Consider the following 23982-nt stretch of genomic DNA (forward strand, 5'->3'; position numbering starts at 1 on the left):
CGAATTCCTTTCTCCGGAGTCCCTCCCCTTGCTCCTTCCCGATCTCACCGAGACCTGCCGCTTCGCGCTGGCGCCGGCCGAACGGCTGGTGGAAGAGGCGCGCATGGCCTTGGCCCGCGACCTGGCGCCGGGAGGCCGCGTCGATGCGGCGGCGCTCGATCAGGCGCAATATGCCGCCCATGGCTTCGCCTGGTATGCGACCTATGCCGAAGCGCTGCGCCAGGCGCTGGCCTGGGCCGAGCGGCTCGAGGCTTCCGATAGGCTCGGCGAGCGCGAGGGGCTGATCCTCCAGATCGGTTTCGGCGAATATCTGGCGCAGATGGCAGGCGGCATCGCGATCTCGCAGGGCGAGGTGGTGCGGCCGGCCGATCTGGGACTGCCCGAGGGCGCGCAGGCGCTCTCCTCCGAGCCCGCGGTCCAGAGCCTGATCCGCGCCAACACCAGCAAGGCGCGCGAGCGTCTGGCCGAGCTCATCGCCGACGAGGATTTCGGCGAGCCCGCGCTCGACGACGAGATCCTGCTCCTGACGCGCGAGCAGTTCCGCCGCTTCGCCGAGGACCATCGCGAGGACGCCCATCGCTGGCACCTCATGGACGAGTTGATCCCGCTCGACGTGGTCGAGGAGCTGGCGGGGCTGGGCGTGTTCGGCCTCACCATCCCGGAGGCCTTCGGCGGCTCGGGGCTCGGCAAGCTCGCCATGTGCGTCGTCACCGAGGAGCTCAGCCGCGGCTATATCGGCCTCGGCTCGCTCGGCACGCGCTCGGAAATCGCGGCCGAGCTGATCCGGCTCGGCGGCACCGAGGCGCAGAAGCAGAAATGGCTGCCCAAGCTCGCCTCGGGCGAGATCCTGCCCACGGCCGTCTTCACCGAGCCCGGCACCGGCTCGGATCTGGGCTCGCTCAAGACCCGCGCGGTGAAGGATGGCGACGTCTATCGCGTCACCGGCAACAAGACCTGGATCACCCACGCCTCGCGCTCGGACCTGATGACGCTGCTCGCGCGCACCGATCCTTCGAGCTCGGACTGGCGCGGGCTTTCGATGTTCCTCGCCGAGAAGCCGCGCGGCACCGAGCTCGAACCCTTCCCGGCCGAGGGCATGAGCGGCGGCGAGATCCCGGTGCTGGGCTATCGCGGCATGAAGGAATACGAGCTGGGCTTCGACGGCTTCGCGGTCAAGGCCGAGAATCTCCTCGGCGGCGTCGAGGGCCAGGGCTTCAAGCAGCTTATGGCGACCTTCGAATCCGCGCGCGTGCAGACGGCGGCGCGCGCCGTCGGGGTGGCGCAATGCGCGATGGAGCTGGGGCTCGACTACGCCAAGAACCGCATCCAGTTCGGCAAGCCGATCCTCGAGTTCCCGCGCGTGGCCACCAAGCTCGCCTGGATGGCGGTCGAGATCATGCTGGCGCGCCAGCTCACCTGGTTCGCCGCGCGCCAGAAGGACAGCGACCGGCGCTGCGACATCGAGGCCGGCATGGCGAAGCTCCTGGCCGCCCGCGTCGCCTGGGGCAATGCCGACAACGCGCTGCAGATCCATGGCGGCAACGGCTATGCCCAGGAATATGCGATCAGCCGCGTGCTCTGCGACGCGCGCATCCTCAACATCTTCGAGGGCGCCGCCGAGATCCAGGCCCAGGTGATCGCACGCGGATTGCTGAGCGGGCGGAACTGAGACCCCTCACCCACACGCCGCGTCTGCAGCCCTCCTCGGGCGCGTGATCGGGCTCGAGGGCAGCAGCCAAGACAAGTGGCGTCAGCGCGATTTGGCGCAGACCAGCGCGGGCTCGGCCGCCAGGTCCGATTGGCAGCGCTGGATCGTGCCGGTAGCCGTGTCGATCACCCAGAGGCTCGCCATCGGCGTTTCGCCATCGATCCCGTGCGCGGCGATGCGATAGCGCGGCTTGCTGTCCGGATCGGCCTGCGGCCACATGCCGGTCTCGGTCTTGCAACTCGCTTTCGCCGCCGTGCAGACCGACACGGCCCCACTGCCGGTATCGAGGCTCCAGAGAACGCTGCTTCGCTCGGCCGCATCGGCGGCGCGGGTGCGATCCTCCACCACCTCGAAACGCCCCAGCATGCCGGCCTGCGCCGGCAAGGCCGTCAGAAGGCTGAGCGCCATCAGCAGGGCCATCGACCTCGTCTTCATCGTCGTATGCTCCTATAAGTTGTATAAAATTAAATAAATACTATCCTAAAACAAACCCGACGCAAGCCCCTCGTCGCCCGGCGACGGCGTTCGATTGCCGTCCCGTCCGGTCCGGGCTAGGAATCGCCCGAAATCTTCCTCCTTCGAGACGGGCGCCCATGCCACCGACCATCGACTTCTATTTCTCGATCGACAGCCGCTACTCCTACCTGGCGGCGACGCAGATTCCGGTGCTGGAGCGCGAGTTCGGCGCCACCGTCAACTGGCGCCCGCTGGGACTGTCGGCGCTGCTGGCCGCGCGCGGCGCGACGCCCTTCAGCACCGGCCTTCGGGTTTCCGGCCAGTACGAGCATGACTATCGCGACATCGACACGCGCCGCTGGGCCGAATTCTATGGCGTGAAGATCACGACGCCGGACTGGCGCCAGGGCGATTGGGATCGCATCAACCTGGCGGCCGTCGCCGCCGCCGTCGAAGGACGCTGCCGCGCCTTCGTGACGGCGCTCTATGATGCGGTCATGGTGCAGGGCGCGGTGCCCAAGGACGACGCGGCGCTCGCCCGCATCGCGGGCCAAGCGGGCCTCGACGGCACCCGCCTCGTCGCCGGCATCGACGCGCCGGCCACGGCGGCACTGCACCGCGCCACCATCGAGCAGGCCCGCCAAGCCGGCGTCTTCGGCGTGCCGAGCTTCGTCACCGGCGGCGAGATGTTCTGGGGGAATGACCGGATTCTACTGCTGAAACGCCGGCTTTGCGTCCACTGAGCCCGAGGGTTCAAAGCCTGGATTTGTCGATGCAGTCAACATAGATTTCCACTATTTTTCGTTGCGTGCATATATATAACAACTTACAACTTTGATATAGTCGCGGCGGCAATTGGAATAGCCATCAGGGGCCGATCCAATGGCGTGGCCGCAAGTTCCGAATATCGTCTACTCCTCGACGCGTTCGTGGAACTGCGGCGACGACTTCATTCTTTATGGCGTCCGACGGCTCGTCGAGGCGGTGCTCCCTGAACACAATGCGCTGATCTACAACAGAAACCCGGAGCTGATCATGGGGCGTATCGCTCATGATCGCCCGGTAGTGCAGACCATTGAAGGAGACAAAGGACCCGTCACGGTTGCGTTCAACCCCTATGATCTGGCCAAACCCTTCCAAGGCCATTGGGATAACTCGGTTCGAGCCGGCTTCGACGGAAGCGTCCTCAACGCCTGCATATTCGCCGGCACCCCGGAATGGATCGGCGACCCGGTGCTGCCGCTGATCGACATCGCTCTCGCACATAAGCTGCCGACCGCATATCTGGGATTGGGCAGTTTCGAAGGAACACGGTCGCTCTCTTTCAACGAGCTTTCGGCGAAAGACCGACAACTGCTGGAGCGTGCACGTCTGATTACGGTGCGCGACGAATCGGCAGTGAAGCTATTGTCGCCATTGCCGGTCGAATCTCGTCCTTGTCCTTCTCTGCATGCCGCACGGGCGCGCCTGCGGCGTTCGCGCCATCCGCTTCGGATCGCGCTCTGCCTCCAGGGCGCGAACGGCCGAAACAACCAGCGTGTCGAACTCGCTATACGCGATGCAACCGTGGCATTGTTCCGGTCCCTGGCTTCCCATTGTGACTGCAGCTTGATCCTTCACTTCGTGGAAGAGCTTCCCGAGCTCACCGCGCTGCTCGGCGACGCGATGCCAATCCGCTATGCCTATGACCCACGCGATTACTTCGAGCTCTATGCGGATTTCGATCTGTCGGTCACAACCCGCGTCCATGGTGCCGGCATCTGCGCCGCCCTCGGCATCCCCTCCTATGTCGTGAGCCATTCGGCAAGATCCGACACCGCAAAAGGCTTTCTCTCGCGCCTCATCGATCCGACGCAGGAAAGCATGGAAGATCTGGTTTCACGCATCACGAAGACCGACGTCGTCGGCTGGTCGCGCGCGATTCTGGACCATCAGCTGGCCGATTGGGTGGCAATGATCGAGCGGATGTCGCGGTTCTTCGCGTCGGTCGGCCTGACCCCGCCCGGTAACGCCCCCTACGGTTTCGCGGCCAACGGCGAGAACGCGCGCTGACGAGCGACGATCCGGTCGGAAAAAGGGCCGCTCTTAGGAAGGCGGGAGCGGCAAGCTGCCCCACCGATCCCCCTCGCCCTTGATCGGCACGCCTCTTATAGTCGCCCGATGCGCAGCGTTCTCTTCGTCCTTCTCCTCATCGCCATGCTCGGCACGCTGGCCGTGCTGTTCGCGGGCCTTTTCACCATGGCGCGCGGCGGCGACTTCAACAAACGCCACGGCAACAAGCTGATGCGCCTGCGCGTGCTGATGCAGGGCATCGCGGTCCTGCTCTTCCTCGCCCTGATGCTGACGATGCGCAACTGACCCCGGAACCGCGGCGTCGCGACGGCGGGGTTTGTCCCAGGAACAACGAGCCCTCACCCCCAGACGAAGGATCGCCATGGTCAAGCTCACGCGCATCTACACCAAGGGCGGCGACAAGGGCGAGACCTCGCTGGGCTCGGGTGCCCGCGTCGCCAAGCATGACCGCCGCGTCGAGGCCTATGGCACGGTCGACGAAGCCAACGCCACCATTGGCCTGGCGCGGCTCCATACCAGGGGCAAGGCCGACCAGATGCTGGCGCGCATCCAGAACGACCTGTTCGATCTGGGCGCCGACCTCTGCATGCCGGAGACGAAGGCCGGTAAAGGAAAGAGCAGCGCCGGGGCGCTGCGCATCGACGAGGCCCAGACGCTGCGGCTCGAGCGCGAGATCGACCTGATGAACGCGCATCTGGCACCGCTCAACTCCTTCATCCTGCCCGGCGGCAGCGCCGCCTCGGCCCATCTCCATCTCGCCCGCACCGTGGTGCGGCGCGCGGAACGGCTGATCACGGCGCTGGCCCAGCAGGAGCCCGTCAATCCGGAGGCGGTGCGCTATATCAACCGGCTCTCCGACCATCTCTTCGTGCTGGCCCGCTGGCTCAACCGCAAGGGCAAGTCCGACCTGCTCTGGGTGCCCGGCGCCAATCGTTAAGAGCCGGGCGCCCAGCGGTTCCGGCATTTCGGCCTGAAGCCCCGGCCGCCCTGGCGGCGCCTTGGAAATCCTGGCGGAACCGGCCTTTTTACGGCCCCGGAAGGTGACAGAAAGTTGCGGCCGGGCGCGTTGACAGGCCCCAACCCTGTCCCTATTGTGCGCTGCGAAATAACAAGCGGGGTCGGCCTCGCGGGCTGCTCGGGGGCGCCGCGGCCGGCCTTTTTCAACAGACAATTCGGAGCCAGATCCAGAGATGAAGGTACTGGTCGCGGTCAAGCGCGTGATCGACGCCAATGTGAAGGTGCGGGTGAAAGCCGACGGCACCGGCGTGGAAACGGCCAACGTCAAGATGGCCATGAACCCGTTCTGCGAGATCGCCGTCGAAGAGGCGGTGCGCATGAAGGAAGCGGGCACCGCCACCGAGGTGGTGGCCGTGGCCTGCGGGCCGGCCAGCTCGCAGGAGACGATCCGCACGGCGCTCGCCATGGGCGCCGACCGCGGCATCCATGTGCAGACCGACGTCGAGCTGCAGCCGCTGGCCGTGGCCAAGCTGCTCAAGGCCGTGATCGCGAAGGAGCAGCCGGGCCTCGTCATCACCGGCAAGCAGGCGATCGACGACGATTCCAACCAGACCGGCCAGATGCTGGCGGGCCTGCTCGGCTGGCCGCAGGGCACCTTCGCCTCGAAGCTCACCATCGAGGGCGGCAAGTTGCGCGTGAAGCGCGAGGTGGATGGCGGCCTCGAGACCGAGATCCTGAACCTGCCGGCGCTGGTCACGACCGACCTGCGCCTCAACGAGCCGCGCTACGCCTCGCTGCCCAACATCATGAAGGCGAAGAAGAAGCCGATCGAGGCGGTGACGCCCGAGGCGCTCGGCGTCGATCCCAGCCCGCGCCTCAAGGTCCTCAAGGTGGTCGAGCCGGCCAAGCGCAAGGCCGGCGCCAAGGTCAAGTCCGTGGCGGAGCTGGTCGACAAGCTGCGCAACGAGGCCAAGGTCATCTGAGGGCGGGAGACGGGACAATGACGATTCTGGTTCTGGCAGAGCATCACGACGGCGCCGTCCGCGACGGCTCGCTCCATGCCATCACCGCCGCGCAGAAGATCGGCGGCGACATCCATGTGCTGATCGCAGGTCAAAACGCCAAAGCGGCGGCGGACGCGGCGGCGAAGATCGCCGGTGTCGGCAAGGTGCTGCTGGCCGACGACGCGGTCTATGCCAACATGCTGGCCGAGAACGTCGCCAAGCTCCTGGCGGGCTTGGCGCCGAACTACAGCCACCTACTCGCCACCGCCACCAGCGTCGGCAAGAGCATCATGCCGCGCGTGGCGGCCCTGCTCGACGTGGCGCAGGTCTCGGAGATCATCGCTGTCGAGAGCCCCGACACCTTCGTGCGGCCGATCTATGCCGGCAACGCGCTGGCGACGGTCCAGGCCACCGACAAGATCAAGGTCATCACCGTGCGCGCCACCGGCTTCGACGCGGCCCCCGCCACCGGCGGCAGCGCCGCGGTCGAGACCGTCGCCTCGGCCGGCGATGCCGGGCTTTCGAGCTTCGTCGGCTCCGAGCTCTCCAAGTCCGAGCGCCCCGAGCTCACCTCGGCCCGCGTCATCGTCTCGGGCGGCCGCGGCATGCAGTCGGGCGACAATTTCAAGCTGCTCGAGGCGCTGGCCGACAAGCTCAACGCCGCCGTCGGCGCCAGCCGCGCCGCGGTCGATGCGGGCTACGTGCCCAACGACTACCAGGTCGGCCAGACCGGCAAGATCGTCGCGCCGGAGCTCTATATCGCGGTCGGCATCTCGGGCGCGATCCAGCATCTGGCCGGCATGAAGGACAGCAAGGTCATCGTCGCCATCAACAAGGACGAGGATGCACCGATATTCCAGGTCGCGGATTACGGCCTGGTGGCGGATCTGTTCCAGGCCGTGCCGGAGCTGACCGCCGAGCTCAGCAAGTAACGACCGTCGGCGGCGCGGCCCATGAGGGGCCGCCCGGGGGCGCCGGCGCTGGATGAAGGATCAAGAGATGATTCAGAAGATCGGCGTGATCGGCGCCGGGCAGATGGGCAACGGCATCGCTCATGTCTGCGCCCTCAACGGTTTCGATGTGGTTCTCTCCGACATCGATCAGGCCCAGCTCGACAAGGCGCTGAAGACGGTCGAGAAGAATCTCGACCGCCAGACCCATTCCAAACGCGAGGACACCCGCATCAGCGAGGCCGACAAGAAGGCGGCGCTGGCGCGGATCCATCCCGTGGTCGGGCTCGACCATTTCGGCGACTGCGACCTGGTGATCGAGGCCGCGACCGAGAAGGAAGAGGTCAAGGTCCAGATCCTGAAGGCGCTCTGCCCGCTGCTCAAGGCCGACGCGGTCATCGCCACCAACACCTCCTCGATCTCGATCACGCGGCTCGCCGCCGCGACCGACCGGCCGGCCAAGTTCATGGGCATGCATTTCATGAACCCGGTGCCGCTGATGCAGCTGGTCGAGCTGATCCGGGGCCTCGCGACCGACGAGGAGACCTACCGCTCGATCAAGGAGCTGACGGAGAAGCTGCACAAGACGGCGGCGCCCGCCGAGGATTTCCCGGCCTTCATCGTCAACCGCATCCTGCTGCCGATGATCAACGAGGCGGTCTACACGCTCTATGAGGGCGTCGGCACGGTCGAGGCGATCGACACCGCGATGAAGCTCGGCGCCAACCATCCGATGGGCCCGCTCGAGCTCGCCGACTTCATCGGCCTCGATACCTGCCTCGCGGTGATGCAGGTGCTCTATGACGGCCTCGCCGACAGCAAATACCGCCCCTGCCCGCTGCTCGTGAAATATGTCGAGGCCGGCTGGGTCGGCAAGAAAGCCGGCCGCGGCTTCTACGACTATAGCGGCGAGAAGCCCATCCCGACGCGGTAATTCCCTATTCCTTCCTCTCCACCCGCGCAGCGGGGGAGAGGGCAGGGTGAGGGGGGCCTCGGCCAACGCGAGCTCGACGATCCGGAGGACGCCCTCCAGATTCGTCGTCACGTCGTTATTCCAGAACCGAAGAACGCGATAGCCCTGCGCCTCCAGATAGCGGGTGCGGGCTGCATCGGCGTCGATGGCGTCCCCATGCTGGCTGCCGTCCAGTTCGACGATCAATCGAGCCGAGATGCAGAGGAAATCGGCGACGTAGGGTCCAACGGGGACCTGCCGGCAGAACTTGGCGCCGGCGAGCTGGCGATTCTTGACGGCGTGCCAGAAGCGCCATTCGAAGGGTGTCAGGTTGCGGCGAAGCTGCTTGGCAAAGTCTTCGCTCGTCGGCATCGGCGCGGCTGCAAGGCCCCCTCACCCTACCCTCTCCCCCCGCTCCGCGGGTGGAGAGGAAGGATTAATCCTCTAGGTCGCGCTCGTCGTCGACCCCGTGCCCGTGCCGGCCGGCTTATCCTTCTCGATGAAATAGCGCAGCAGCGCCAGCGCCTCGGGGCTGTCCCAGACGGCGGGGCCGACCATGGTGCCGACAATCTGGCCGGCGCGGTCGATCACGAGCGTGGTGGGGAGGGCCGGCACCTTGAGGGCCAGCGGCAGCGCGTTGGGCGGGTCCAGGTAGATGTCGAGATGCTGGATGCCGAGCTGCTGGTAGAAATGGCGCACCGGCGTGATCCCGCCCTCGTCGAGCGAGAGCGCCAGCACGGTGAAATCGGGCCCGCCGAGCTGGGCCTGCAGCCGGTCGATCGAGGGCATCTCCTCGCGGCAGGGCGCGCACCAGGTGGCCCAGAAGTTGAGCAGCACCACGCGGCCCTTGAACTGATCCATGGTCGCGGGCTGCTGGTTGGCGTCGAGGAAGCTCGCCCGCGGCACTGGCCGCGGCGGATCGATCAGGCTAAAGTCCTGCAGCGAACCGCCGAGCGGCGGGCCCGCAGTCCCGCCCCGGGCGGCGCCCGGCAGGCCGAGCGCGGCTCCCAGCAGGATGAGGCCGCCCGCCGTTCCGGTGAGCAACCGGCGCCGCTCTCGATCGATCATCTCCACGCTTCAGCTCCGATGTCAGTGAAATCCAACCGCGATAATCCCTCTGCTCCCCGCGGCGGCGAAACCGGCGCCAAGGGCGACAGCAACCGCATGTGGGGCGGCCGCTTCGCCGGCGGGCCGGCGGAGATCATGGAGCGCATCAACGCCTCCATCGACTTCGACCGCCGCCTCTATGCCGAAGATATCGAGGGCTCGCTGGCCCATGCCGCCATGCTGGTCCGCCAGGGCATCATCCGTCAAGAAGACGGCGCCGCGATCAAGGCCGGGCTGGAGCAGATCCGCGGGGAAATCGAGGCCGGGACCTTCACATTCTCGCGCGCGCTCGAGGACATCCACATGAATGTCGAGGCGCGGCTCAAGGAGATCATCGGCGCGCCCGCCGGCCGGCTCCACACCGCGCGCTCGCGCAACGACCAGGTGGCGACCGATTTCCGCCTCTGGGTGCGCCGCGCCATCGACGGGCTCGAGGCGGGGCTCAAGGACCTGACGGCGGCCCTGCTCGACCTGGCCGAACCCCATGCCGGCACGATCATGCCGGGCTATACCCATCTGCAGCCCGCCCAGCCCGTGACCTTCGGCCATCACCTGATGGCCTATGTCGAGATGATCCAGCGCGACCGCGGCCGGCTCGCCGACGCGCGCCGGCGCATGAACGAGAACCCATTGGGCGCCGCGGCGCTGGCCGGCACCTCCTTCCCGATCGACCGCGACCAGACCGCCAAGGCGCTGGGCTTCGACCGGCCGATGGCGAACTCGCTCGATGCCGTCTCCGACCGCGACTACGCGCTGGAATATCTGGCGGCGGGCTCGATCCTCGCGGTGCATCTCTCGCGCCTCGCCGAGGAGATCGTGCTCTGGACCTCCGACGGCTTCCGTTTCGTGCGGCTGTCCGATGCCTTCTCCACCGGCAGCTCGATCATGCCGCAGAAGCGCAATCCCGACGCGGCCGAGCTGGTGCGCGGCAAAGCCGGCCGCGTCATCGGCGCGCTGCAGTCGCTCCTCATCATGATGAAGGGGCTGCCGCTGACCTACGGCAAGGACATGCAGGAGGACAAGGAGCCGACCTTCGAGGCGACCGACAGCCTCGCCCTCTGCGTCGCCGCCATGGCGGGCATGGTGCGCGACATGACGCCCGATCCCGCCGCCATGGCACGCGCGACGAAGAACGGCCATCTGACCGCGACCGATCTCGCCGACGGGCTGGTGCGGGTGCTGGGCCTGCCCTTCCGCGAGGCCCATGAGATCACGGGCCGCATCGTGCGGCTGGCCGACGAGCAGGGCAAAGCCCTTTGGGATCTGCCGCTGAAGGCACTCCAGAGCGTCGAGCCGCGCATCACGCCCGAGCTGCAGAAGGTGCTCAGCGTCGAGAACTCGGTCGCGAGCCGCACCAGCGTCGGCGGCACCGCACCGGAAACCGTGCGCAGGGCCATCGCCCAGGCGCGGGCGCGCTATCTCTAGCCCGATGAGAATGTTCTCGATGACACAGCCCCGCTCCTTCCGCTTCGCCCTGCTGCCGGCGCTGCTGGTCGCGCTTGCGCTGCCGCTCGCGGCCTGCGGCAAGAAGGGCGATCCGACCCTGCCGCCGGGCGTCACCGACCAATATCCCCGCAAGATGCCCGGGCCGAACTCCGATCTGCCGCCCGATCAGCCGCCGCCCAGCCAGAGCCAGCCCAGCTCGACCCAGCCCAGCACGACCCAGCCATGAGCGTCTTTGCCTATCGCCACGGCGAGCTCCACGCCGAAGCCCTCCCGGTGTCGCGCCTCGCGGCCGAGGTCGGCACGCCGTTCTTCTGCTACTCGCATGCCGCGATCGCGAGCGCCTATGACGAGTTCGCCACCGCGGTCAAAGGGCTGCCGGCGCTGGTCTGCTACGCGCTCAAGGCCAACTCCAATCTCGCGGTGATCGCGAGCCTGGCGCGGCGCGGCGCCGGCGCCGACGTGGTCTCCGAGGGCGAGCTCCGGCAGGCGCTCGCCGCCGGCATCCCGCCGGAGAAGATCATCTTCTCCGGCGTGGGCAAGACCGCGGCCGAGATGCGCTTCGCGCTCGAGACCGGCATCCGGCAGCTCAACATCGAATCGCTGCCCGAGCTGAGGCTGCTGGACCAGGTCGCGCGCGCGGTGGGCCGCAAGGCGCCGGTGGCGCTGCGCGTCAATCCCGATGTCGACGCCCGCACCCACGCCAAGATCTCGACCGGCAAGGCCGAGAACAAGTTCGGCATCGAGCTGGGGCTGATCCGGGAGGCCTATCGCGAGGCGGCCGGCCTCGCCGGCATCGAGGTCCGCGGCCTGGCGCTCCATATCGGCTCGCAGCTCACCGATCTCGAGCCCTATCGCGCGGCCTTCACCCGGCTCGCCGAGCTCACGGCCGAGCTGCGCCGCCAGGGCCTCGCCGTCGACCGGCTCGATCTCGGCGGCGGCATCGGCATCGCCTATCGCGGCGAGCAGCCGCCTTCGATCGCAGATTACGTCCGGGTGGTGCGCGAGACCGTGGCGCCGCTGGGCACCGAGCTCGTCTTCGAGCCGGGCCGGCGGCTGGTCGGCAATGCCGGCATCCTGGTTTCACGCGTGCTGTTCGTGAAACCCGGCGCCAGCCGCGACTTCGTCATCATCGACGCGGCGATGAACGACCTGCTCCGTCCCGCGCTTTACGACGCCTATCACGCGATCCTGCCGGTCGCGGAGCCCGCCTCCGACGCGCCGGTGAAGCGCTTCGACGTGGTGGGGCCGATCTGCGAGAGCGGCGACCGCATGGCCGAGCAGCGGCCGCTGCCGCCGCTCCAGCCGGGCGATCTCCTGGCGATCTGCCAGGCCGGCGCCTACAGCGCCGTGATGGGCTCGGGCTACAACACCCGGCTCCCGGCGCCCGAGATCCTGGTTCATGGCGACGCCTTTGACATCGTGCGGGCGCGGCCCGACTATCAAGCCATCCTGGCGCGCGATCATGTCCCGGGCTGGCTCGAACCGGTCCCGGGTCCGCAAAGCCAGGCGAAGGGCGCGCGCGGCGCCGCGGAATAGCCGCAAAGAACTCACAGGCTCGGGGTTCCGGGCGGCGGGCCGGGGGACTTATCAAGGGTCCCTGCCGGGGCCATCTCCAGCGGCAGGCTGAAGCCCCTCGCGATTGCCAAGGAGGCAGCGGCGATGGCCGAGCAGGTTGGCTCGACCCCGATGGCAGCAAGAACGATCGAGCGGCGGCTCAAGGCCCGGCTCGGCCCCTGGCTCCTGCTGGCGCGCCTCGGCCTCTTCTGGGAACGGCTCTGGCCGGCGATCTGGCCGGCCGTGGGCACCGTCGGCCTGTTCCTGGTGCTGGCGCTCCTCGATCTCCCGACCCGCCTGCCGCCCTGGCTCCATGCGCTGCTGCTCGCGGGCTTCGCCGGCACCGCCGGCATTCTGCTCTGGCGCGGCTTGCGCCGCTTCGCGACGCCGACCGATGCCGAGGCGCGGCGGCGTCTCGAGCTCGATAGCGGCCTCTCGCACCGTCCCCTGACGCTGCTGGTGGAGCCGCTCGCGGCGGGCTTGGGCCAGCCCGAAGCCGAGGCGCTCTGGTTCCTGCATCGCTCGCGCCTGCTGGCGGCGATCGGGCGGCTGCGGCTGAAGCTGCCGCAGCCGGGCTTGGCCGCGCGCGATCCCTGGGGCCTCAGGGCCGCTCTCGGCCTCTTCCTGGTGATCGGGCTGGTGGCCGCCGGTGGCGACAGCCTGAGCCGCATCGAGCAGTCGCTCCTGCCGGGCTTCGTGGCGGGCCCCCCGGCCGAGCCGCCGCGCTACGACATCTGGATCACGCCGCCGGCCTATACCGGCCTTGCCCCCATCCTGCTCTCCTCCAGCATGCCCGCGGCCGGCGAAGCCGCGACGGCCGCTTCGGACCAGGCCGCCGCCTCGCCGGCGGCCGAGGCCAGCGTGACCGCCACCGCCGCGAACGGGCCCGCGGTCAAGCCGCTCGCCATCGCCGAGAACAGCGTGGTGCTGGCCCAGGTCGAGAACAGCCCGCGCCAGCCCAGCCTCACGCTGGGCGAGGAGACCCGGACGCTCGAGCCGCTGGCCGAGCGGAGCTGGCGGCTCGAGGATGGCCATCTCGTGACGGGCAACCAGCTTGTGCTCAAGGCCGGCAGCCACGAGCTCGCCCGCTGGCCCATCACCGTCATCCCCGACAACCCGCCCAGCGTGGCCCTCACCGCCGATCCCGCTCAGACCGAGCGCGGCGTGCTCAAGCTGAGCTACAGCGCCAGCGACGATTACGGCGTCGAGCATGTGACGGCGAAGATCACGCCCACGGGCGATGCGGCGGGAGCCGCCCCCATCGAGCTCGATCTGCCGATCCCGGGTGCCGGGCTGCGCCAGACGCGGGCCGAGAGCTATCACGACCTCACCGCCAATCCGCTGGCCGGCAGCCCGGTGATGCTGACGCTGACCGCGCGCGACGCCATCGACCAGGTCGGCCACAGCGAGACCCGGCCGCTGGTCCTGCCGGAACGCCCGTTCCGTCATCCGGTCGCGCGCGCCATCGTCGCCCTGCGCAAGGTGCTGGCGCTGCAGCCGGACAAGCGCAGCGCGGTCGGCAAGGCGCTCGACCTGGTCGCCTCCGATACCGAGGCCTACAGCAACGACGTGGTGGTCACGCTGGCGCTCGCCAGCGCCTCGGCGCGGCTGCGCTACGAGCGCGACATGGATGCCGCGATGCCCGACATCCTGAAGCTGCTTTGGGACACGGCGCTCCGGATCGAGGAGGGCGAGAGCGCGGTGGCGATGCAGCGGCTGCGCGACGCCCAGGAGGCGCTCGAGCGCGCGCTCGAGCAGGGCGCCTCGGACGAGGAGCTGGCCAAGCTCATGAACGAGCTGCGCCAAGCGATGAACCAGTTCCTCGATTCGCTGATGGAGAAGATGAAGCGCGACCTCGCCGAAGGCCGCAACATGGAGCCGGTCGATCCCGACCGGATGACCCTCGACCGCAGCGACCTGGAGAAGATGCTCGACCAGGCGCAGCAGATGGCCGAGGCGGGCGCCAAGGATGCGGCGCGCAACATGCTGCAGCGCCTGCGCGAGATGCTGGAGAACCTGCAGGCCAATCCCTTCGCCGGCCAGCCGCAGGAGGGCGAGAACGAAGCGCTGCAGATGATGCAGAAGCTGCAGGGACTGGCGCAGAAGCAGCAGGAGCTGCTCGACCGCAGCTTCCGCGACCAGCAGCGCATGGAGCAGGGCCAGTCGCCGCAGGAGATGGACGGCGCCTCGCAGGCCCAGGAGGCGCTGCGCCAGGGGCTGGGCGACGTGATGCGCAGCTTCGGCGACATGACCGGCAACATCCCCGAGCCGCTCGGCCGCGCCGAGCGCGCCATGAAGGACGCGGTGGGCGCCCTCGACCAGGGCGATCCGGCGGCGGCCAACCGGGCCCAGGCCGAAGCGCTCGACCAGATGATGCAAAGCCAGCAGCAGATGCTGAAAGCGCTCGCCGACCGCTTCGGCAGCCGGCCGGGGCAGGCGCCGCGCGATCAGCTTCTGAGCCAGCAGCCCGATCCCGGCCAGCGCTCGCAGGAAGGCCAGGGCCTCATCGACACCGGCGACGTCAAGATCCCCGAGGCCGCCGATCTGCAGCGCGCCCGCCAGATCCTCGACGAGCTGCGCCGGCGCGCCGGCGAACAGTTCCGCCCGAAGCTCGAGCGCGATTATCTGCAGCGCCTGCTCGAGCGGTTCTGAGCGCCCCCGACCGTCTCCTGGCGAAGGCCAGGATCCATGAACACCCACCCCCACAAGATTGAGCGCAGTCCCGTATTCATGCATGGATGCCGGCCTAGAGTCGGCATGACAAATGGGGACAAGTGCGCGGCCTCCGGTCGTCCGATATCGCAAATCGTCGAAACGCCTAGCGGTCTGCCGCGGCCTGCTCCAGCAGCCAGTCGGCGAAGCTGCCGAGCGCACGGGATGGCCGGGTATCGCGGTGCGTCACCAGATAGAGGCCGCCATCGACATCGATCGGGTCCGGCAGGGCCTCAACCAGCTGGCGCTTACGCACGAAGTCTCCCGCGGTGCCCTTCCAGCCCAGCGCCACGCCGCTGCCGGTAAGGGCTGCCTGCATCATCAGCACATGGTTGTCGAAGCCGGGGCCCGGCAGGCGTGACGGGCAGGCGACGCCGAAATGGTCGAACCACTGATTCCAGTCGAACCAGGAACGGTCGATGGCGTGGGCGTGCAGCAGCGTATGTTTCAGCAGGTCCTTCGGGTGCCGGATCCGCGCCTCCTGCTCGACATAGGCGACGCTCGCCACTGGCACGATGCGCTCCCGATAGAGCGGCTGCGAGCGGCAATCGGGCCAATCGCCCTTGCCGAAACGAATGGCGACGTCGATCCCGTCAGTGAGCTCCGGCAGGCCCTGATAGGTCGTGACCATGTTCACGGTGATGGCCGGGTGGCGTTCGTGGAAGTGCCTCAGCTTCGGCAGCAGCCAGAAATTCCCGTAACCCAGATTGCAGGAGACGATCAATGTGCTCTGGGCCTTCTTGCGCTCCTGCAGATGCTGGCCTTCCGCCTTCAGGATGTTGAGCCCGGAAACGACCCCGCTCACATAGCGCTGGCCCTCACGCGTGAGCCGCATGGGACGGCTCGCGCGATCGAACAACCTCGCCCCCAGATAGGCCTCGGCCTGCCCAACCAGATGGCTGACCGCCGACTGGGTCACGTTCAGCTCGGCGGCGGCCTTGGAGAAGCTGCCGAACCGTGCCGCCGCCTCGATCGCCAGCAGCGACTTCAGGGGCGGGATCGCACGCCCATATCTCATAATGAGAATTCCTCATACTGGAATGAGATTTAAGCGCCTTACCCTAGCAGGATTTTTAGCACAATAACGTCATTACCTGCAGTCGCTGGCTCCGGCCCAGCCTCTTTCTCAGTTCAATTTCTCATACTGTGCCACGGGATATCCCGGGCGAAGGAGCTTTCTCATGTCCGACCAGGTGCTTGTCGAGTGCGACGGACCGGTCATGACCGTCACCATCAACCGCCCGCCGGCCAACGCCATCGATCTGGCCCTGAGCCGGGAGCTCTATCAGGCGTTCCGTCGACTGAATGACGAGGCCGAACTGCGGGTCGGCGTGCTGACCGGGGCGCCCAACCCGAAGAACATCTTCTCGGCCGGGTGGGACCTCAAGGCCGTAGCCCGCGGCGAAGGCCGCGACGAGGCGCAGGGATTCGATCTCGGCCCCGGCGGCATCGGCGGATTGCCGGAATTTTTCGATCTCTACAAGCCGGTCATCGCCGCCGTGAACGGTGCCGCGGTCGGCGGCGGCTTCGAGCTGGCGCTGGGCGCCGACATCATCCTCGCCGCCGAAGAAGCCTATTTCGCCTTGCCCGAGATGCAGCGCGGCTTCCTGCCAGACGGCGGCGCGATCCAGAAACTACACCACCGGGTGCCCTACAACGTCGCCATCGACCTGATGCTGACCGGGCGGCGCCTGAGCGCGCCGGAGGCGAAGCATTGGGGCCTGGTGCGCGACGTGGTACCGCGCGCGCAGCTCCTGACGAAGGCACAGGAGATCGCGCATGGCATCGCCCAGGGCGCGCCGCTCGTGACCAAGGCCCTCAAGGAATATATGCGGTTCAATGCCGCCGCCTCGCCGGAGCAGGCCCATGGCGCGACGCGCAAGGCCTGGATCGGGCAGAGCGGCCTCGCCCACTACGAAAGCATGCTGCGATCGGAGGATTTCAACGAAGGCGCCGCCGCATTCGCGGAAAAGCGCACACCCAGCTTCAAGGGCGGTTGAGCATGTCGGATCCGGTCGGCTCGGGGCGGGCGGCGCATCGTCTGGCGCCCCTGCTGGACGCGCGGTCGATCGCCGTCGTCGGCGCCTCCGAGCGCGCCAATTCCTTCGGCCTGCGCCTGTCCCAGGCGGTTCTGAGTGCCGGCTATGAAGGACAGATCAGCTTCGTCAATCCGAAGCAGGACAGCATCCTGGGCCGGCGCTGCCATCGCAGCATCGCCGAGCTGGAACATGCGCCGGACCTCGCCATTCTTGGCGTGGGGGCGGTCAATCTCGAAGCAGCGCTGCTGGCGGCAATCGAGCGGGGCGCGCGCAGCGCCGTCATCTTCGATGCCTGCCATGGCGAGGCGGCGGCAGGCGGGCCGCTGCTCGCGCGCCTACGGGATATCGCGCACGAAGCCCGGATCCCCGTCTGCGGCGGCGCCGGCATGGGCTTGGTCAATCTCCCGACGCGCTGCGTCGCCAGCTTCTATCCAGCGGGCCATCTGAAGCCCGGCGGCATCACGCTGATCGCCCATTCGGGATCGGTCTTCACCGTGCTGGCAATGAACGATCCGAGATACCGCTTCGATCTGATGGTCTCGCCCGGCCAGGAGATCGGCGCCACGGCGGACGAATATATCGATTATGCGATCGGTCGGCCGACGACCAAGGTCATCGCGCTGTTCCTCGAGACGGCGCGCAACCCGCAAGGCTTCCTCGAAAGCCTGCGCCGTGCCCAGGCGGCCCATATCCCAGTCGTCATCTGCAAGGTCGGACGCTGCGAGCAAAGCGCCCGCATGGCACGCTCGCATACCGGCGCGCTGGCCGGATCTTCCGCGGCCTATGTGGCGGCGATCGAGGAATGCGGGGCGATCGCTGTGGAGGATGTCGACCAGTTGATGAATGTCGCCCAGCTTTGCGCGGGCGGGCGCCTGCCGGGGCCCGGCGGTGTCGGGCTGGTGACGGATTCCGGCGGCTTGCGCGAGCTCGTCACCGACCGCGCCACGGAGATCGGCGCGCCACTCGCAGAACTGGGCCCGCCGACCATCGCCGCCCTGCGTGGGATGCTGCCGCCGTCGCTCGAGCCCTCCAATCCGCTGGATTGCGCCGCCGAGCTTACCGATGAGTTTGCGGCGATGTTCGAACGCGGCCTCGTTTCCATGGCAGACGCGCCGGAAGTTTCGATGATCGGCTTCGAAGCCGATCTGCGCGACGACTACGTCTATATGGAGGAGTTGCGGCAGTTGGCGCTGCGGCTGCCGGCCCTGACCACCAAGCCCTGCTTCTTCTATTCGAGCTTTTCGCGCGCCAACAATCGGTCGCTCGCCGACGCGCTGGCCGACCACGGCGTGCCTTGCCTCAACGGCGCCGGCGAGATGCTGCTGGCGGCGAAGAAAGTCCAGGAATGGGCGGACCGCCGCCGCGAGCAGCCTCGCCCATCGGCACAATCCCCCGCCGCGAGTGAAGCGGTCGAAAGCTGGCGAACCGCGCTGCGGTCGGATCACCTCTGGGACGAGCGGAGATCGCTCGATCTACTCTCCGCTTTCGGCATAAAAACCATTCGCAGCGAGATCGCCGAGAACTGGGAAGGGCTGGCTGCCGCGGGCAGACGGATCGGCTATCCGCTCGTCCTCAAGACGGCGGCGATCGGCATCGATCACAAGAGCGATCGCGACGGTGTCCACCTCGGCCTGACGGATCAGGATGCGCTGCGGTGCGCCTATGACGATCTGAGCGGCCGGCTGGGCCCGCGGGTCATCGTTCAAGCCATGGCCGGCAAGGGCGTGGAGCTGGGGCTGGGTTGTGTTCTCGATCCGGATTTCGGGCCGCTGGTCATGGTGTCAGCGGGGGGTACGCTCATCGAGCTCTTCTGCGACCGGCAGTTCGCCCTGGCTCCCTTCGACGAGCACCGGGCGTTGCGCATGATCGAGCGCCTGGCGGTCGCAAGAACCTTAAACGGCGTGCGCGGTGCGCCGGCAAAGGACAAACGCAGCGCCGCAAGGGCCCTTGCCGATTTTTCCATCATGTGCGCATCGTTGGGCAGCGCCATCGCGGAAGCGGATGTCAATCCGCTCATCGTTTCCGAAACGGGCGCGGTTGCCGTCGATGCGCTTCTGGTGCCGGCCGCACGGTAGCGGTGCGACTGAACCCACCTGCCGTGGCGGCAAGGCCGCGGTGCCGCCAATGAGCGGCGCTTACGCCCAGCCGGCGGCGCGGGTCGGTTCCGTCTCGCTGCCGGTGAGCGCGTCGCGCAGCGCGGTGCGGAACTGGTCGACCGTGAAGGGCTTGGTCAGCACGCGATGGACCAGCACCTCGAGATCATGGGCACGCTGACGCTCATGCGCGTAGCCGGTCATCATCAGGATCGGCAGGTCGGGCCTCGACTTGGCGAGCTTGAGCGCGAGCGCGATGCCATCGAGCCGCGGCATGACGATGTCCGTCAGCAGCAGATCGAAATCGTCCATCTGCAGCGCCTCGAGCGCGAAGGCGCCGTCCGTGACCGCCTGGACCTGATGGCCCATCGTCTGGATCACGCGCGTCACCAGCTCGCGTACCGAAGGATCGTCTTCTGCAACCAGAATCCGGGCCATCGTCTGCTCGTTCCGTTCCTGCTCTTGATTCGATCCGGCACCCATCGCCGCCTCGGAAAGGAAACTGGCGCCAAGCGCCGCGGAGTCAAGAGAACCGCCAGTTTTCCGGCCGAAAAGCGAGGGTCTGCCTGGGACAGAGCCTGAACCTTTCGTGCTTAACATCCGGTTAAAGTGAATCGCGCGCGCGCCGGATTCACGGTCCCTCAATCATAGGAAATAAAGCAGCCTCCCGCCGCGCGCGCCTCGCGGCCTTGACGCATCCGATTGATCGAACGTGGAGAAAAAGCCTGTCGGCAAATTCATGCGACAGGCTGCCGCATCGAGCCGGCGCGGTTGCCCTCAATCGAACACAGCGGGGTGATGGCTGGCCTTAAGAAAGAAGAACGCCGACGCGGTAGGAAGGCTGCCCCGAATCGGCGATCAGCTGCCGACCGCCTTCTCGGTGAAGGTCACCTCGAGCAGCTTGGCTTCCTTGGGCGGATTCTTCGCGGTCGTGGTGAAGGTCACGGTCTCGCCCGGCGCCAGTTGCGGCTTCTCGATCTTGAAGACCCAGTCGAACAGCCATTGCCGCTGCTGGGTGCGCAAGGTGGCGAGAAGATTCGGCACGGCGATGCCGGCTTGGCCCTTGTTGAAGATCTCGCCATGCACGACCAGGACCGGCTGGCCGTCGATCGTCTGGCTGACCATGGTGATGTTGCTGATCTCGAGGCCCTTGCCGAGCACGGGATTGGCGATCCCGAGCGCGGCATAGATCTCGCGCGCGTCCGGCCAGGAGGCCACGACCTGCTTCTGGAAGAAATAGCCGGCCGCGGCGGCGAGCCCGATGATCACCAGCAGCAGGATGAGAATGCCCAGTCCGGCGCTCATGCCCTTGCGCGTCGCGGGGCGCGGACGCGGCGGAATCGCCACGCGTTCCTCGGGCGGCGAGGCGGCAGCCGATGCCGCGGCGACGACGCTTGCGTCGGGCGCGGCCGCTGCGCTGCTGGCCGTGGGCGGAGGCGGTGCCGGCTCCGGCTCGGTCAGATCCACCCGGCGGGGCATGTCGTCGGGCGGCGTCTGCAGCCAGACATTCTTGCACTTGGTACACCGCACGCGCCGACCCTGGGGCCCGAGCGAAAGCGGGTCCATCGAGTATCGCGTCGAGCAGGCCGGGCAGGTGATGATCATGAAAGGCGGCGGTTGACGTCCCTGTTGCCTTATAGGTTCTCGGCGCCGATTTGGAAAGTCCCGATACGGCACTGGGAATAGGCGTGGAGGCCCCATCGACGGGCTGAAGCACGGCTTCACGGAATCCGCGTCGAACGGGGCGGCAACGGAGTCGCCGCCGATTCGAAATACGGGTTTCGTGGCCGTCGAGCCGGGCCGACTCGGAGGCGGCGTGAGCCGGTCCGGAAGCGGTCGCGGGGTCGGGCGGCTCGGCTGGACGCCACACCGGACCCCATGTCATGTTCCTGCGCGTCATTCGCAGCCGACAAGGACCGGGCGCCGTTGGTTTTGCTCGAACAAGTGGCCGTGCGTTACGGCGACGGGCCGGAGATCCTGCGCGACATCTCCTTCGCGCTGGCGCCCGGCACGCTGCATTTCCTGGTCGGCCCCAGCGGCGCCGGCAAATCCACCCTGCTGCGCCTGCTTTATCTGGCGCTCAAGCCCAGCGAGGGCCGCTTCAGCCTGTTCGGCCGCGACGTCGCGGGGCTCGCGCGGCGCGACCTGCCGCCTTTGCGCCGGCGCATCGGCGTCGTGTTCCAGGAATTCCGGCTGCTCGATCACCTGACCGCCTTCGACAATGTGGCGCTGCCGCTCCGGCTCGCCGGCGTGCGCGAGGCGGAGATCAAGAAGCATGTGAGCGAGCTGCTCGACTGGGTCGGCCTCGGCGACCGGCTGTCCTCGCTGCCCGCGACGCTCTCCGGCGGCCAGCAGCAGCGCGTCGCCATCGCGCGCGCGGTGATCGCGCGGCCCTCGCTGCTGCTCGCCGACGAGCCCACCGGCAATGTCGACGACCGTATCGCGCTCCGGCTCATGTATCTCTTCGAGGAGCTCTACAAGCTCGGCACCACGGTGCTGATCGCGACCCACAACGAGAGCCTCGTGGCGCGCTTCCCGCACCACCAGCTCCATCTCGAGGGAGGTCGATTGGCGCTGCACCCGCGCCTGTCGACGGCGGCGCGATGAGCCTGGCGACGACGATGCTGCGCAGCGACCTGCCGCTGGGCAAGGACGGTTCCTCGCGCTTCCTGCCCTGGATCGTCGGCGCCATGGTCTATCTGGCGGCCTTGGCACTCGCCGGCGTGCTGGCGGCGGGCGAGCTGGTCTCGGGCTGGCGCTCGGAGCTGACGGGTGCCCTCACGGTCGAGCTGCCCCAGCCGGTGGAAGCGACCGACAGCGACCGCCAGGCCCGGCTCGAGCGCGTCCTCGACGTGCTGACCCAGACCCCCGGCATCGCCCATGCCGAGGTGCTGGGCCCCGATGCGATGGCCGAGCTGATCGGCCCCTGGCTGGGACCCGACGCGGCCGCGGCCGACCTGCCGCTGCCGGACCTGATCGCGGTCGAGCTCGACGGCGGCACGACCGTCGACAGCGCAGGCCTCGCCCAGCGCCTGACCGAAGCGGCGCCAGAAGCGCGGCTCGACGATCATCGCGACTGGCTCGAGCGCGCCGAGCGCCTCTCCTGGCTGGTGCGGCTCCTGGCCACGCTGGTGCTGGGCTTCGTCTCGGCGGCGGCGGCGCTCGCCGTGCTGTTCGTGACCCGCACCGGCCTCGACATCCATCGCGACGTGATCGAGCTGGTGCATCTCCTGGGAGCACCCGACCGCTATATCGCGCGCCAGTTCCAGAACCACGCGCTGGCGCAGGGCTTCGTCGGCGGGCTCCTGGGGCTCGCCGCCGGTGCGGCCACCATCACGGCGATCGGCTGGCTCGCGGCCGTGCTGGGCGGCGGGCTGGTGCCGCTGGCGCGGCTCGGCTGGAGCGACTGGGCGATCATCGCCTCGCTGCCGCTGGCGGCGGCCCTGGTGGCGATGCTGACGGCGCGGATCGCCGTGCTGCGCATCCTCGGGCGAAGCCTGTGAGATCGTCGCTGCGGCAAGCCCGGCGCAACGAGACCGGGCAGCGCCGCCGGCGCTGGGTCCGTCGGCTGCTGCTGCTGTTCCTGGTCATGGCGCTGATCTGGTTCATCGGCCTCGTCGCCTTCGTCACGCGCATCCCGCGCAACCTCGACACCGACCTCGCCGCCACCGACGCCGCCGTGGTGCTGACCGGCGGCAGCGAAAGGCTGGAGGCGGGGCTCGATCTGCTCGCCAACGGCCACGCGAAGAAGCTCCTCGTCAGCGGCGTCAACCGCGATGTCGATATCGAGACGCTGCTGGGCTCGCTCGACCCGGCCGACCTGCCCAAGCTTTCGCCCGAAACCATCGCCTGCTGCATCGCGCTGGGCTACAGCGCCGAGGACACGCGCGGCAACGCGCTCGAGACCGCGGACTGGATGCGCCAGCAGAAATTCAAATCGATCCGGCTCATCACCGCGGCCTATCACATGCCGCGCAGCATGCTGGAATTCCACCGCGCCATGCCGGGCGTGCAGGTGCTGCCCTATCCCGTCTTCCCGCACCAGGTGAAGCAGGAGCGGTGGTGGCGCTGGCCCGGCACCACCGATCTCCTGGTGCGCGAATACAACAAATATCTGGTGGCGCTGCTGCGCGGGCTGGTGCTGCCGGGCGATGCCGGCCTCGCGCCCAACAGGCCCTGACCGCCGGAACCGCCATGGCCCATCTGCGCGCCCTGCTCTTCAACCTGCTGTTCTATCTGGCGACGGCCTTCTTCGCGATCGTCGGGCTGCCGACGCTCCTCTTCGGCGCCAACGCGGTCTACGCGCTCTGCCGGCTGTGGGTCGGGACCACGCTCTGGCTGCTGAAGCTCCTGGTCGGGCTCGATCACCGCGTCGTCGGCCGCGAGCGCCTGCCGGGGGAGCCCGTCATCTTCGCGGTCAAGCACCAGTCGAGCTGGGAGACGCTCGCGCTGGCGAAGATCCTCGACCGGCCGATCTATGTGCTGAAGCGCGAGCTGATCTGGATCCCGCTCTTCGGTCTTTACCTGCTGGGCTCGGGCGCGCTCGCGGTCGACCGCGGCGCCGGTGCCAAGGCGCTGCGCCAACTGATCCGCGCGGCCGAGCGGGCCGCCGCCAGCGGCCGGCCCTTCCTGATCTTCCCCGAAGGCACGCGCGTGGCGCCGGGGCAGCACCGGCCCTATCAGCCCGGCATCGCCGCCCTTTATGACAAGCTCGACCGCCCGGTCGTGCCGGTGGCGCTCAATTCCGGGGTCTTCTGGGGCCGTCGCAGCTTCCTCAAGAAGCCCGGCCGGATCACCGTCGAGTTCCTCGACCCCATCCCCGCGGGCCTCGACCGCCGCCGCTTCATGAAGGAGCTGGAGACCCGCCTCGAGGGGGCGAGCCGGAGGCTGCTGGAAGCGCCTGCAAATCCGCCAGCCTAGGTCGGCGCAAG

Annotated in this window: 23 protein-coding genes and 2 pseudogenes; 18 read left to right on the top strand and 7 right to left on the bottom strand. The window is 68.1% G+C overall.

What is annotated here, in order from left to right:
* The first annotated feature begins 28 nt into the window (after window positions 1–28).
* A complete protein-coding gene (locus FRZ61_RS22025; RefSeq protein ID WP_225308945.1) occupies window positions 29–1669 on the top strand; it encodes an acyl-CoA dehydrogenase family protein in 1641 nt (546 codons plus the stop codon).
* Window positions 1670–1750: 81 nt separating this feature from the next.
* Here FRZ61_RS22025 and FRZ61_RS22030 read toward each other — a convergent pair whose 3' ends face one another.
* Window positions 1751–2143 (bottom strand): hypothetical protein, encoded by a 393-nt coding sequence (locus FRZ61_RS22030; RefSeq protein ID WP_151119758.1) that lies wholly within the window; start codon window positions 2141–2143, stop codon window positions 1751–1753.
* 158 nt (window positions 2144–2301) lie between these two features.
* Between FRZ61_RS22030 and FRZ61_RS22035 the strand changes: the two genes are divergently transcribed.
* The 7 genes from FRZ61_RS22035 to FRZ61_RS22065 all read left to right on the top strand — a co-directional run bounded on the left by FRZ61_RS22035 (window position 2302) and on the right by FRZ61_RS22065 (window position 8082).
* Window positions 2302–2907: a 2-hydroxychromene-2-carboxylate isomerase gene (locus FRZ61_RS22035; protein ID WP_151119759.1), complete on the top strand. Its 606-nt coding sequence runs from the start codon at window positions 2302–2304 to the stop codon at window positions 2905–2907.
* Window positions 2908–3046: 139 nt separating this feature from the next.
* Window positions 3047–4216, top strand: a complete 1170-nt coding sequence (locus FRZ61_RS22040; RefSeq protein ID WP_151119760.1) for a polysaccharide pyruvyl transferase family protein — start codon at window positions 3047–3049, stop codon at window positions 4214–4216.
* 108 nt (window positions 4217–4324) lie between these two features.
* Complete coding sequence (locus tag FRZ61_RS22045; protein WP_151119761.1) at window positions 4325–4522, top strand: twin transmembrane helix small protein; 198 nt, start codon at window positions 4325–4327, stop codon at window positions 4520–4522.
* Window positions 4523–4598: 76 nt separating this feature from the next.
* The gene (locus FRZ61_RS22050) at window positions 4599–5174 is read left to right on the top strand and encodes a cob(I)yrinic acid a,c-diamide adenosyltransferase (protein ID WP_151119762.1); all 576 of its coding nucleotides are present in this window, start codon (window positions 4599–4601) and stop codon (window positions 5172–5174) included.
* A 253-nt stretch (window positions 5175–5427) separates the two neighbouring features.
* On the top strand, window positions 5428–6177 hold the full coding sequence (locus tag FRZ61_RS22055) for an electron transfer flavoprotein subunit beta/FixA family protein (RefSeq protein WP_151119763.1): 750 nt from the start codon (window positions 5428–5430) through the stop codon (window positions 6175–6177).
* A gap of 17 nt (window positions 6178–6194) precedes the next feature.
* Window positions 6195–7130 (top strand): electron transfer flavoprotein subunit alpha/FixB family protein, encoded by a 936-nt coding sequence (locus FRZ61_RS22060; protein ID WP_151119764.1) that lies wholly within the window; start codon window positions 6195–6197, stop codon window positions 7128–7130.
* Between the two features lie 67 nt (window positions 7131–7197).
* A complete protein-coding gene (locus tag FRZ61_RS22065; RefSeq protein ID WP_151119765.1) occupies window positions 7198–8082 on the top strand; it encodes a 3-hydroxybutyryl-CoA dehydrogenase in 885 nt (294 codons plus the stop codon).
* 135 nt (window positions 8083–8217) lie between these two features.
* On the opposite strand, the pseudogene FRZ61_RS22070 reads toward FRZ61_RS22065, so the two are convergent.
* Together FRZ61_RS22070 and FRZ61_RS22075 are read right to left on the bottom strand one after the other, a co-directional pair.
* Window positions 8218–8472 (bottom strand): annotated as a pseudogene (locus tag FRZ61_RS22070) (endonuclease domain-containing protein); the annotation flags it as partial.
* Window positions 8473–8544: 72 nt separating this feature from the next.
* Window positions 8545–9168 carry a TlpA family protein disulfide reductase gene (locus tag FRZ61_RS22075; RefSeq protein WP_151119766.1) on the bottom strand — a complete coding sequence of 208 codons (624 nt, stop codon included), beginning with the start codon at window positions 9166–9168 and terminating at the stop codon, window positions 8545–8547.
* Window positions 9169–9264: 96 nt separating this feature from the next.
* Between FRZ61_RS22075 and argH the strand changes: the two genes are divergently transcribed.
* The 4 genes from argH to FRZ61_RS22095 all read left to right on the top strand — a co-directional run bounded on the left by argH (window position 9265) and on the right by FRZ61_RS22095 (window position 14859).
* Window positions 9265–10632 carry an argininosuccinate lyase gene (gene argH / locus FRZ61_RS22080; RefSeq protein WP_151120939.1) on the top strand — a complete coding sequence of 456 codons (1368 nt, stop codon included), beginning with the start codon at window positions 9265–9267 and terminating at the stop codon, window positions 10630–10632.
* A 19-nt stretch (window positions 10633–10651) separates the two neighbouring features.
* Entirely contained in the window at window positions 10652–10879 is a 228-nt protein-coding gene (locus FRZ61_RS22085) for a hypothetical protein (protein WP_151119767.1), read from the top strand.
* The gene (gene lysA, locus FRZ61_RS22090; RefSeq protein ID WP_151119768.1) at window positions 10876–12189 is read left to right on the top strand and encodes a diaminopimelate decarboxylase; all 1314 of its coding nucleotides are present in this window, start codon (window positions 10876–10878) and stop codon (window positions 12187–12189) included. The genes FRZ61_RS22085 and lysA overlap by 4 nt, the downstream gene beginning before the upstream one ends.
* A 123-nt stretch (window positions 12190–12312) precedes the next feature.
* Window positions 12313–14859 carry a TIGR02302 family protein gene (locus tag FRZ61_RS22095; protein WP_151119769.1) on the top strand — a complete coding sequence of 849 codons (2547 nt, stop codon included), beginning with the start codon at window positions 12313–12315 and terminating at the stop codon, window positions 14857–14859.
* Between the two features lie 166 nt (window positions 14860–15025).
* Here the strand turns inward: FRZ61_RS22095 and FRZ61_RS22100 are convergent, their stop codons facing one another.
* Window positions 15026–15937 carry a LysR substrate-binding domain-containing protein gene (locus FRZ61_RS22100; RefSeq protein WP_151119770.1) on the bottom strand — a complete coding sequence of 304 codons (912 nt, stop codon included), beginning with the start codon at window positions 15935–15937 and terminating at the stop codon, window positions 15026–15028.
* Window positions 15938–16100: 163 nt separating this feature from the next.
* On the opposite strand from FRZ61_RS22100, the gene FRZ61_RS22105 reads away from it, so the two are divergent.
* Together FRZ61_RS22105 and FRZ61_RS22110 are read left to right on the top strand one after the other, a co-directional pair.
* On the top strand, window positions 16101–16919 hold the full coding sequence (locus FRZ61_RS22105) for an enoyl-CoA hydratase-related protein (RefSeq protein WP_151119771.1): 819 nt from the start codon (window positions 16101–16103) through the stop codon (window positions 16917–16919).
* A gap of 2 nt (window positions 16920–16921) precedes the next feature.
* On the top strand, window positions 16922–19033 hold the full coding sequence (locus FRZ61_RS22110; RefSeq protein WP_151119772.1) for an acetate--CoA ligase family protein: 2112 nt from the start codon (window positions 16922–16924) through the stop codon (window positions 19031–19033).
* 60 nt (window positions 19034–19093) lie between these two features.
* On the opposite strand, the gene FRZ61_RS22115 is transcribed toward FRZ61_RS22110, so the two are convergent.
* From FRZ61_RS22115 to FRZ61_RS26970, 3 genes and pseudogenes are all read right to left on the bottom strand, one after another.
* A complete protein-coding gene (locus tag FRZ61_RS22115; protein WP_151119773.1) occupies window positions 19094–19489 on the bottom strand; it encodes a response regulator in 396 nt (131 codons plus the stop codon).
* A gap of 420 nt (window positions 19490–19909) precedes the next feature.
* Window positions 19910–20581, bottom strand: coding sequence for a DUF3426 domain-containing protein (locus FRZ61_RS22120; RefSeq protein ID WP_407657948.1), 672 nt, complete (start codon window positions 20579–20581; stop codon window positions 19910–19912).
* Between the two features lie 18 nt (window positions 20582–20599).
* Window positions 20600–20752, bottom strand: a pseudogene (locus FRZ61_RS26970) (hypothetical protein); the annotation flags it as partial.
* A gap of 225 nt (window positions 20753–20977) precedes the next feature.
* Between FRZ61_RS26970 and ftsE the strand changes: the two are divergent.
* Genes ftsE through FRZ61_RS22140 form a run of 4 tightly spaced genes read left to right on the top strand, consistent with a single transcriptional unit; the run spans window position 20978 to window position 23971 of the window.
* The gene (gene ftsE / locus FRZ61_RS22125) at window positions 20978–21658 is read left to right on the top strand and encodes a cell division ATP-binding protein FtsE (protein ID WP_225308947.1); all 681 of its coding nucleotides are present in this window, start codon (window positions 20978–20980) and stop codon (window positions 21656–21658) included.
* Entirely contained in the window at window positions 21655–22554 is a 900-nt protein-coding gene (locus tag FRZ61_RS22130; protein WP_151119776.1) for a cell division protein FtsX, read from the top strand. Before ftsE ends, FRZ61_RS22130 begins: the two co-directional genes overlap by 4 nt.
* The gene (locus FRZ61_RS22135; RefSeq protein ID WP_151119777.1) at window positions 22551–23231 is read left to right on the top strand and encodes a YdcF family protein; all 681 of its coding nucleotides are present in this window, start codon (window positions 22551–22553) and stop codon (window positions 23229–23231) included. Before FRZ61_RS22130 ends, FRZ61_RS22135 begins: the two co-directional genes overlap by 4 nt.
* 14 nt (window positions 23232–23245) lie before the next feature.
* Window positions 23246–23971, top strand: coding sequence for a lysophospholipid acyltransferase family protein (locus FRZ61_RS22140; protein WP_151119778.1), 726 nt, complete (start codon window positions 23246–23248; stop codon window positions 23969–23971).
* Window positions 23972–23982: the final 11 nt, after the last annotated feature.

Origin of the sequence: Hypericibacter adhaerens, from assembly GCF_008728835.1 — a bacterium.
GTDB classification, from domain to species: domain Bacteria; phylum Pseudomonadota; class Alphaproteobacteria; order Dongiales; family Dongiaceae; genus Hypericibacter; species Hypericibacter adhaerens.

Coding starts and splice junctions, on each gene's coding strand:
- lysA (WP_151119768.1), top strand. CDS start 10,876: ATGAGCGTCTTTGCCTATCGCCACGGCGAGCTCCACGCCGAAGCCCTC.
- FRZ61_RS22030 (WP_151119758.1), bottom strand. CDS start 2,143: ATGAAGACGAGGTCGATGGCCCTGCTGATGGCGCTCAGCCTTCTGACG.
- FRZ61_RS22095 (WP_151119769.1), top strand. CDS start 12,313: ATGGCCGAGCAGGTTGGCTCGACCCCGATGGCAGCAAGAACGATCGAG.
- FRZ61_RS22035 (WP_151119759.1), top strand. CDS start 2,302: ATGCCACCGACCATCGACTTCTATTTCTCGATCGACAGCCGCTACTCC.
- FRZ61_RS22075 (WP_151119766.1), bottom strand. CDS start 9,168: ATGATCGATCGAGAGCGGCGCCGGTTGCTCACCGGAACGGCGGGCGGC.
- argH (WP_151120939.1), top strand. CDS start 9,265: ATGTGGGGCGGCCGCTTCGCCGGCGGGCCGGCGGAGATCATGGAGCGC.
- FRZ61_RS22060 (WP_151119764.1), top strand. CDS start 6,195: ATGACGATTCTGGTTCTGGCAGAGCATCACGACGGCGCCGTCCGCGAC.
- FRZ61_RS22040 (WP_151119760.1), top strand. CDS start 3,047: ATGGCGTGGCCGCAAGTTCCGAATATCGTCTACTCCTCGACGCGTTCG.
- FRZ61_RS22100 (WP_151119770.1), bottom strand. CDS start 15,937: ATGAGATATGGGCGTGCGATCCCGCCCCTGAAGTCGCTGCTGGCGATC.
- FRZ61_RS22130 (WP_151119776.1), top strand. CDS start 21,655: ATGAGCCTGGCGACGACGATGCTGCGCAGCGACCTGCCGCTGGGCAAG.
- FRZ61_RS22085 (WP_151119767.1), top strand. CDS start 10,652: ATGACACAGCCCCGCTCCTTCCGCTTCGCCCTGCTGCCGGCGCTGCTG.
- FRZ61_RS22140 (WP_151119778.1), top strand. CDS start 23,246: ATGGCCCATCTGCGCGCCCTGCTCTTCAACCTGCTGTTCTATCTGGCG.
- FRZ61_RS22065 (WP_151119765.1), top strand. CDS start 7,198: ATGATTCAGAAGATCGGCGTGATCGGCGCCGGGCAGATGGGCAACGGC.
- FRZ61_RS22050 (WP_151119762.1), top strand. CDS start 4,599: ATGGTCAAGCTCACGCGCATCTACACCAAGGGCGGCGACAAGGGCGAG.
- FRZ61_RS22115 (WP_151119773.1), bottom strand. CDS start 19,489: ATGGCCCGGATTCTGGTTGCAGAAGACGATCCTTCGGTACGCGAGCTG.
- FRZ61_RS22110 (WP_151119772.1), top strand. CDS start 16,922: ATGTCGGATCCGGTCGGCTCGGGGCGGGCGGCGCATCGTCTGGCGCCC.
- FRZ61_RS22055 (WP_151119763.1), top strand. CDS start 5,428: ATGAAGGTACTGGTCGCGGTCAAGCGCGTGATCGACGCCAATGTGAAG.
- FRZ61_RS22045 (WP_151119761.1), top strand. CDS start 4,325: ATGCGCAGCGTTCTCTTCGTCCTTCTCCTCATCGCCATGCTCGGCACG.
- FRZ61_RS22105 (WP_151119771.1), top strand. CDS start 16,101: ATGTCCGACCAGGTGCTTGTCGAGTGCGACGGACCGGTCATGACCGTC.